General features: G+C 42.1%; 5 protein-coding genes and 4 tRNA genes. 6 read left to right on the top strand and 3 right to left on the bottom strand.

What is annotated here, in order from left to right; genetic code table 11:
- Positions 1–309: 309 nt before the first annotated feature.
- Both pssA and AACT19_RS23225 read right to left on the bottom strand, forming a co-directional pair.
- Positions 310–1,650: a CDP-diacylglycerol--serine O-phosphatidyltransferase gene (pssA, locus tag AACT19_RS23230; RefSeq protein WP_004736119.1), complete on the bottom strand. Its 1,341-nt coding sequence runs from the start codon at positions 1,648–1,650 to the stop codon at positions 310–312.
- A 91-nt stretch (positions 1,651–1,741) separates the two neighbouring features.
- Entirely contained in the window at positions 1,742–2,173 is a 432-nt protein-coding gene (locus AACT19_RS23225; protein WP_004736117.1) for a GNAT family N-acetyltransferase, read from the bottom strand.
- 66 nt (positions 2,174–2,239) lie between these two features.
- On the opposite strand from AACT19_RS23225, the gene murB reads away from it, so the two are divergent.
- Together murB and birA are read left to right on the top strand one after the other, a co-directional pair.
- Positions 2,240–3,286, top strand: coding sequence for a UDP-N-acetylmuramate dehydrogenase (gene murB / locus AACT19_RS23220; protein WP_004736116.1), 1,047 nt, complete (start codon positions 2,240–2,242; stop codon positions 3,284–3,286).
- Positions 3,283–4,248, top strand: coding sequence for a bifunctional biotin--[acetyl-CoA-carboxylase] ligase/biotin operon repressor BirA (birA, locus tag AACT19_RS23215; RefSeq protein WP_004736115.1), 966 nt, complete (start codon positions 3,283–3,285; stop codon positions 4,246–4,248). The genes murB and birA overlap by 4 nt, the downstream gene beginning before the upstream one ends.
- Before the next feature lie 7 nt (positions 4,249–4,255).
- Here the strand turns inward: birA and coaA are convergent, their stop codons facing one another.
- Complete coding sequence (coaA, locus tag AACT19_RS23210) at positions 4,256–5,179, bottom strand: type I pantothenate kinase (RefSeq protein ID WP_017078366.1); 924 nt, start codon at positions 5,177–5,179, stop codon at positions 4,256–4,258.
- 210 nt (positions 5,180–5,389) lie between these two features.
- Here coaA and AACT19_RS23205 point away from each other — a divergent pair.
- The 4 genes from AACT19_RS23205 (at position 5,390) to AACT19_RS23190 (ending at position 5,798) form a co-directional block, all read left to right on the top strand.
- Positions 5,390–5,465, top strand: a tRNA-Thr gene (locus AACT19_RS23205).
- A gap of 45 nt (positions 5,466–5,510) precedes the next feature.
- A tRNA-Tyr gene (locus tag AACT19_RS23200) sits at positions 5,511–5,595 on the top strand.
- Between the two features lie 38 nt (positions 5,596–5,633).
- Positions 5,634–5,708 (top strand) — tRNA-Gly (locus AACT19_RS23195).
- Between the two features lie 14 nt (positions 5,709–5,722).
- Positions 5,723–5,798 (top strand) — tRNA-Thr (locus tag AACT19_RS23190).
- Positions 5,799–5,915: the final 117 nt, after the last annotated feature.

Below are 5,915 nucleotides of genomic sequence, written 5' to 3'. Positions count from 1 at the left end.
AATTAATGGAATTGGTATTAGACTAATTTGAGTACAAGTGAGGACTATCACGCTAGTTCCTCGCTGTAGTGAGTGGCGTAGGATATAGAAAGTAATTGTCGATTGAGTTGGTATCTGACTTGGTTGTTATTTGTATCTGATAGCCGCATCTTAATTATTAGGCTGACTAATAAAGGTAGATACTTGGAGGTTTAAGCGTTGGCACTAGTTTTGAGTAAATAGCGAAATTACATCAAACAAACTTATTTCGCAGATACAAAAACGCCTAGCGTTTGCTAGGCGTTGATAATTAGTACTTTAATACATCTACTACAATATTTGTTTAAGGACTCTATCGGCTTTGACACGAGTGATCTTACGAATCAACTTCTGAACCTCCATCGGATAGCTCTCAACCTTGTCTAATTGCTTATAAGTGCAGATTAGCTGAGTGTGTTGAAGAATATTATCTACTTCAGCCTGGAACTTGTCTGTTAGGTGATGGTAGTTATCTTGGATAAATATACCGTTTTCTAGATCCAGTTTCCATGCTCGAGGATTTAGGTTATTACCTGTTAGAAGCATGTAGCGCTTATCGACCCAAATACCCTTTAGATGGAAGCTATTTGAATCGTGTTGCCAAAGTCGAATCGAAAGGTTACGACTAGCAATATGAGCTTCGTTGGCTTTAGCGAAACGACGTAGGTTCAGCTCATAAAGGTATGGTAAACCACCAATCGTTTTAAACTCTTCTTCTGGGGAGATAAAGAAGTCATTGGCTGTCTTATCACCAACAACAATACCGACCTTTACGCCACGTTTAAGCGCTCTCTTTACTTCTTTTGCTAGACTCGGTGGGAAATTGAAGTAAGGCGTACAAATGAAGATCTCGTCTTTAGCCTGAGCGACAAGTTGATTGATTCCCTGATTCAGACGGTTACGTCTCTTGCCGATACCTACCAATGGTGTCACAGCGACTTGTTCGGGAGAAACATCTTGACCATCGAATTGATATTGAGATCTTGCTAACGATGCTCGGAACTGACGAATTGCAGGTTTCAGTTCTTTGGTAGCTGGTTTGTTCTTATCAGCCAAATCATAAACAGCAATGTCTGAGACCATCTGTTCGTGTACGTATGTAAACATTGTATCAGCAAGCGTTGCGTTGTTTAAAACGTGGTAACGATCAAAGCGATAGCGATCATGGTAGTTCAGGTAGATATTGTTAAGGCTTGCACCGCTGTATATCACACTGTCATCGACGATAAAGCCTTTTAAGTGTAATACGCCAAAGACTTCTTTGCCGCGAACTGGAATGCCATAGACGGGTACAGAGTGCTGATATTTTTCCGCAAACTCTTTATACATGGCTGCATTGCCTTCAGAAGACTCCGCGCCAATCAATCCACGTTGAGCTCTGTGCCAATCGACACACACACTCACATCTAATTCTGGATTCTTTTGCTTTGCTTCATATAAGGCAGTTAGGATCTCACGGCCAGCCTCATCATCTTCAAGATACAAAGCGACTAAACTAATACGAGTTGTTGCGCGAGATATCTCATCAAGTAAGCGAGCTCTAAACTCTTGCGCTGATAGTAGTACTTCAAACTTGTCAGGATTCTGCGCTATGGTTGGCAACTGTATGAATGGATTCCTACTGGCAATCATATTGACTGTTTTACCTTAAAAATATGCAAAATTGCGAACCTTTAATTTTACCAAAGGGATAGCATGAAATACTAGATAATCGAGGCATTCTCTAACAATTTTGCTGATAATGCATAGGAATGAGATCTTTTCCGCTATTCGAATAGCGCTCGTACAAAACTCTTAGGCCATTAGGAAGATCTGTCGGGTCTACTTGCATGAACTTGTGTCGAGAGTAAAAGTTGGTGAGATGAGCATAAGCAAAGCAATAATCGCTTTCTGTTAGCGTATGTTTCGCACAATAGTCCATAAGCAGAGAGCCTAATTGCTTACCACGATGTTGTTTTGATATCGCCATACCAGTAAGTAAGCGATTATCTTCAATGGTGCGAAAACGCACGACACCACAAAGCTCGTTATCTAGTAATAACGAATAGATCAGTTCACTCTTGTTCGCTTTTCCCGTTGGATAATGTTCCTTATAGAAACGTTTAACTAGGGGAACCTTTACTGGGTCTAATTGAGTAATGATGACATTGTTCATTCAGTCACTGCGCCATTGGTTTATCTGCTGTAGAATGATGGCAGTGTAAGTTAATTGAATATCGCCATGCAATTCCATCTCAATGCTAGTTTAAAAAATGTTCATACTTTTTCTATCGATCAGACCTGTGATGCGTTGGTTGAAGTAACCACGATCGACGAACTAATTTCGGTTTATAGGAATCCTAAATGGTCAACTTCACCTAAGTTAATTCTGGGTAAGGGCAGCAATATGCTTTTTACCAAGCATTTCGCTGGTTTGATCATTGTGAATAAATTAGCTGGGATTGAGCTGACCGAGACGGACCGTCATCACCTTCTGCATGTGAGTGGTGGTGAGGATTGGCCAAGCTTGGTTGAGTGGAGTGTTGATAAAGGTCTGGGTGGTCTAGAAAACCTCGCAATGATACCGGGTTGTTCAGGTTCTGCTCCGATTCAGAATATTGGTGCGTATGGTGTTGAACTGCAAGACGTATGCGAATATGTTGATATTCTTTATCTGGATACTTATACAGTTAAGCGGTTAAGCAAAGAGGAATGTCTCTTTGGCTACCGAGATTCTATTTTTAAACATGCTCTCTATGGCAAAGCGATTGTTGTTGCGATTGGTTTGACCCTACCTAAAGAGTGGAATCCATGTAATCACTATGGTCCGTTAAAAAGCCTACCAGCTGAGATTCTCTCTCCTCGTACTATATTTGATGAAGTATGCGCTATCCGTTCAAGTAAGTTGCCAGATCCTAGAGTCCAAGGCAATGCGGGTAGCTTCTTCAAAAACCCTGTGATCACCAAAGATCATTTTGATCGCTTGTTAGCTCTATATCCCAACATTGTCGGCTATGAGAGTAATGGCATGATCAAAGTAGCTGCAGGTTGGCTGATTGATCAATGCCAGTTCAAAGGCGTGACAGAAGGTGGGGCTCAAGTTCACCCAAACCAAGCATTAGTTATCATCAATTATGATGAGGCTTCTGCTGTGGATATCCTTAAGCTTGCAGAGCGAGTGCGTCAATCAGTCTTGAATAAATTCGATATTCGATTGGAACATGAAGTGCGTTTTATGGGACGAGACTGTGAGACAAACCTAGATAAAGCTTTGGAGTCATTGGCATGAGAGAGCACAGTACCAAGCTTGCACTATTGAGATGTCTTGCCGATGGTGAGTTTCATTCTGGTGAAGACTTAGGTGAAATGATCGGTGTATCACGAGCGGCTATCAGTAAGCACATTAAAGGTATCCAAGAGTGGGGGTTAGATATCTATCGAGTACAAGGCAAAGGTTATAAGCTAGTCAGTCGTTTAGACATGCTTGACCAAGAAAAATTGTCTGCTGTGAGTCGTGATGCTTCTCTTGAACTCATTCCAATCATAGGTTCAACAAACCAACACCTGTTAGAGCGTACTAGTACCCTCGAATCGGGGTCGGTCTGTATTGCTGAATATCAAGCTGCAGGTCGTGGACGTCGTGGAAGAGAGTGGGTATCGCCATTTGGTGCAAATCTCTACCTTTCAATGTATTGGAGGCTCGATGCAGGTATGGCTGCCGCTATGGGGTTAAGCCTTGTCGTTGGCGTTGCTGTTGTTGAAGCCTTGGAAGAGATGGGTGTTGAAGGTGTTAAACTGAAATGGCCGAATGATCTTTACCATAATGATAAGAAACTCGCGGGTATTTTAGTCGAGTTGTCAGGACAGTCTGGTGGCGCTGCTCATATTGTTATTGGTTTGGGACTAAACCTGTCCATGGACCCGACAACATCAGGTATTGGTCAGCCGTGGACGTCTCTCAAAGAGGTCTGTGATGGAAAAGTGCCCGACCGTAACCAGTTAGCACAGGCTCTGATCAATGCTTGGGACAAGTCACTTGCCGATTATGAATTGAAAGGGATGTCGAATTTTGTCGAACGCTGGAATCGTTTAGATAACTTCTTAGGTCGCAACGTTAGACTGATCATTGGACCTAGAGAAATTGAAGGTGTTGTACAGGGTATCGATGAACAAGGTGCCGTGTTACTCAAAACTGAGAACGGTGTTGAGAGCTATATCGGTGGAGAGATATCCCTAAGAAAAGGGGACTAAGAGGTTATTATTTTCTTAGTAACACTTCCTCAACCATATGATCTGCGCCTTTGCGTAAAATCAGGTGAGCCCTTTCTCTGGTCGGAAGGATATTCTGCTCTAGGTTTAAACCATTGATTGATTGCCAAATACCTTCTGCTTTTTCCTTAGCGGCTAGATCTGATAATTTAGTGTAGTGCCCGAAATATGACCCAGGTTTAGCGAAGGCACCTTCACGAAACTTCATAAAACGATTTACATACCATTGTTGAATTTGAGCGCTTTCAGCATCGACATACAATGAGAAGTCGAGGAAGTCTGAAATGAAGACTCTATGAGGCTCATGTGGGTAATTCATACCGCTTTGTAAAACGTTGAGCCCTTCGATAATGAGCACATCGGGTAAGTCGACCTCTTTTACTTCCTTGGTAATGTTGTAGGTGAGATGAGAGTACACAGGTGCAGTCACATTACGCTTACATGCCTTTACGTCTGAAACAAAATTGACTAGCGCTTTGATATCATAGGACTCAGGGAAACCTTTCTTACTCATTAATCCTTTTTCTTCTAATATTTCATTTGGATATAAGAAGCCATCTGTCGTAACTAGCTCAACTTTAGGGTGGTTTTCCCAACGAGATAGCAAAGCTTTCAATAGACGAGCTGTAGTACTTTTCCCTACTGCTACACTGCCAGCAATACCAATGATAAATGGTGGCGCAGTTTCTTTCTTATCCAGAAATTGATGAAGCACTGAGTTTCTATTTTGTCGAGCGGCCACATAGAGGTTTAACAGGCGCGATAACGGTAGATAAATCTCTACTGCTTCTTCCATTGTCAGCTTTTCATTGATGCCTTGAAGCTCTTTCAAATCGCTCTCAGAAAGTGTCATTGGAACTAAATTCCTTAGTTCAGACCACTGCGCGCGGTCAAATGACATAAATGGGCTCATACAAAACTCTATAGTGGATAACAAAACAAGTGCATGGAAAATACATCAAGCGATAGATAAATTAAATATCTTCCTTTACTAGATGCGGATTAAAGGCAGAAACCTTGAGCTAAATAACCGTATATAGGAATTTGATAAGAGAATTTTGCACTTTTTTGCAATTTACTATTGCAAGGTGGAAAATCATTCAATAAAATGCGCCCCACTTGTGCCGACTTAGCTCAGTAGGTAGAGCAACTGACTTGTAATCAGTAGGTCACCAGTTCGACTCCGGTAGTCGGCACCACTTTCTCCCTTCTATTTATAGAGAGCGAGAGAAAGATCAAAATTTGGAGGGGTTCCCGAGTGGCCAAAGGGAGCAGACTGTAAATCTGCCGGCACTGCCTTCGATGGTTCGAATCCGTCTCCCTCCACCATATTCTAAAGGTTAAATAGCTCAAAAGAGTTACGTGTTGCGTGCATCGTATAATGGCTATTACCTCAGCCTTCCAAGCTGATGATGCGGGTTCGATTCCCGCTGCACGCTCCAACTCATTTTTGTGTGCTGATATAGCTCAGTCGGTAGAGCGCACCCTTGGTAAGGGTGAGGCCCCCAGTTCGACTCTGGGTATTAGCACCAGTCTAAAGCTTCTTCTCCTTTAATAAAGAAAACCATTTTTTTTGGTTGCGTGGTCTTATTTTAAGCCACCTAATCCGTACCTAGAGGGACACCCCATGTCTAAAGAAAAATTTGAAC

It is taken from the genome of Vibrio sp. 10N.222.47.A9 (genome assembly GCF_963872585.1).
Lineage (GTDB): Bacteria > Pseudomonadota > Gammaproteobacteria > Enterobacterales > Vibrionaceae > Vibrio > Vibrio splendidus.
Note: the sequence above shows the minus strand (reverse complement) of the source record. Positions and strands in the feature narration are given on the sequence as shown.

What these genes read in the sequence shown, in the direction of transcription:
- pssA (WP_004736119.1), bottom strand. Translation starts at nt 1,650, where the DNA reads ATGATTGCCAGTAGGAATCCATTCATACAGTTGCCAACCATAGCGCAG.
- AACT19_RS23225 (WP_004736117.1), bottom strand. Translation starts at nt 2,173, where the DNA reads ATGAACAATGTCATCATTACTCAATTAGACCCAGTAAAGGTTCCCCTA.
- murB (WP_004736116.1), top strand. Translation starts at nt 2,240, where the DNA reads ATGCAATTCCATCTCAATGCTAGTTTAAAAAATGTTCATACTTTTTCT.
- birA (WP_004736115.1), top strand. Translation starts at nt 3,283, where the DNA reads ATGAGAGAGCACAGTACCAAGCTTGCACTATTGAGATGTCTTGCCGAT.
- coaA (WP_017078366.1), bottom strand. Translation starts at nt 5,179, where the DNA reads ATGAGCCCATTTATGTCATTTGACCGCGCGCAGTGGTCTGAACTAAGG.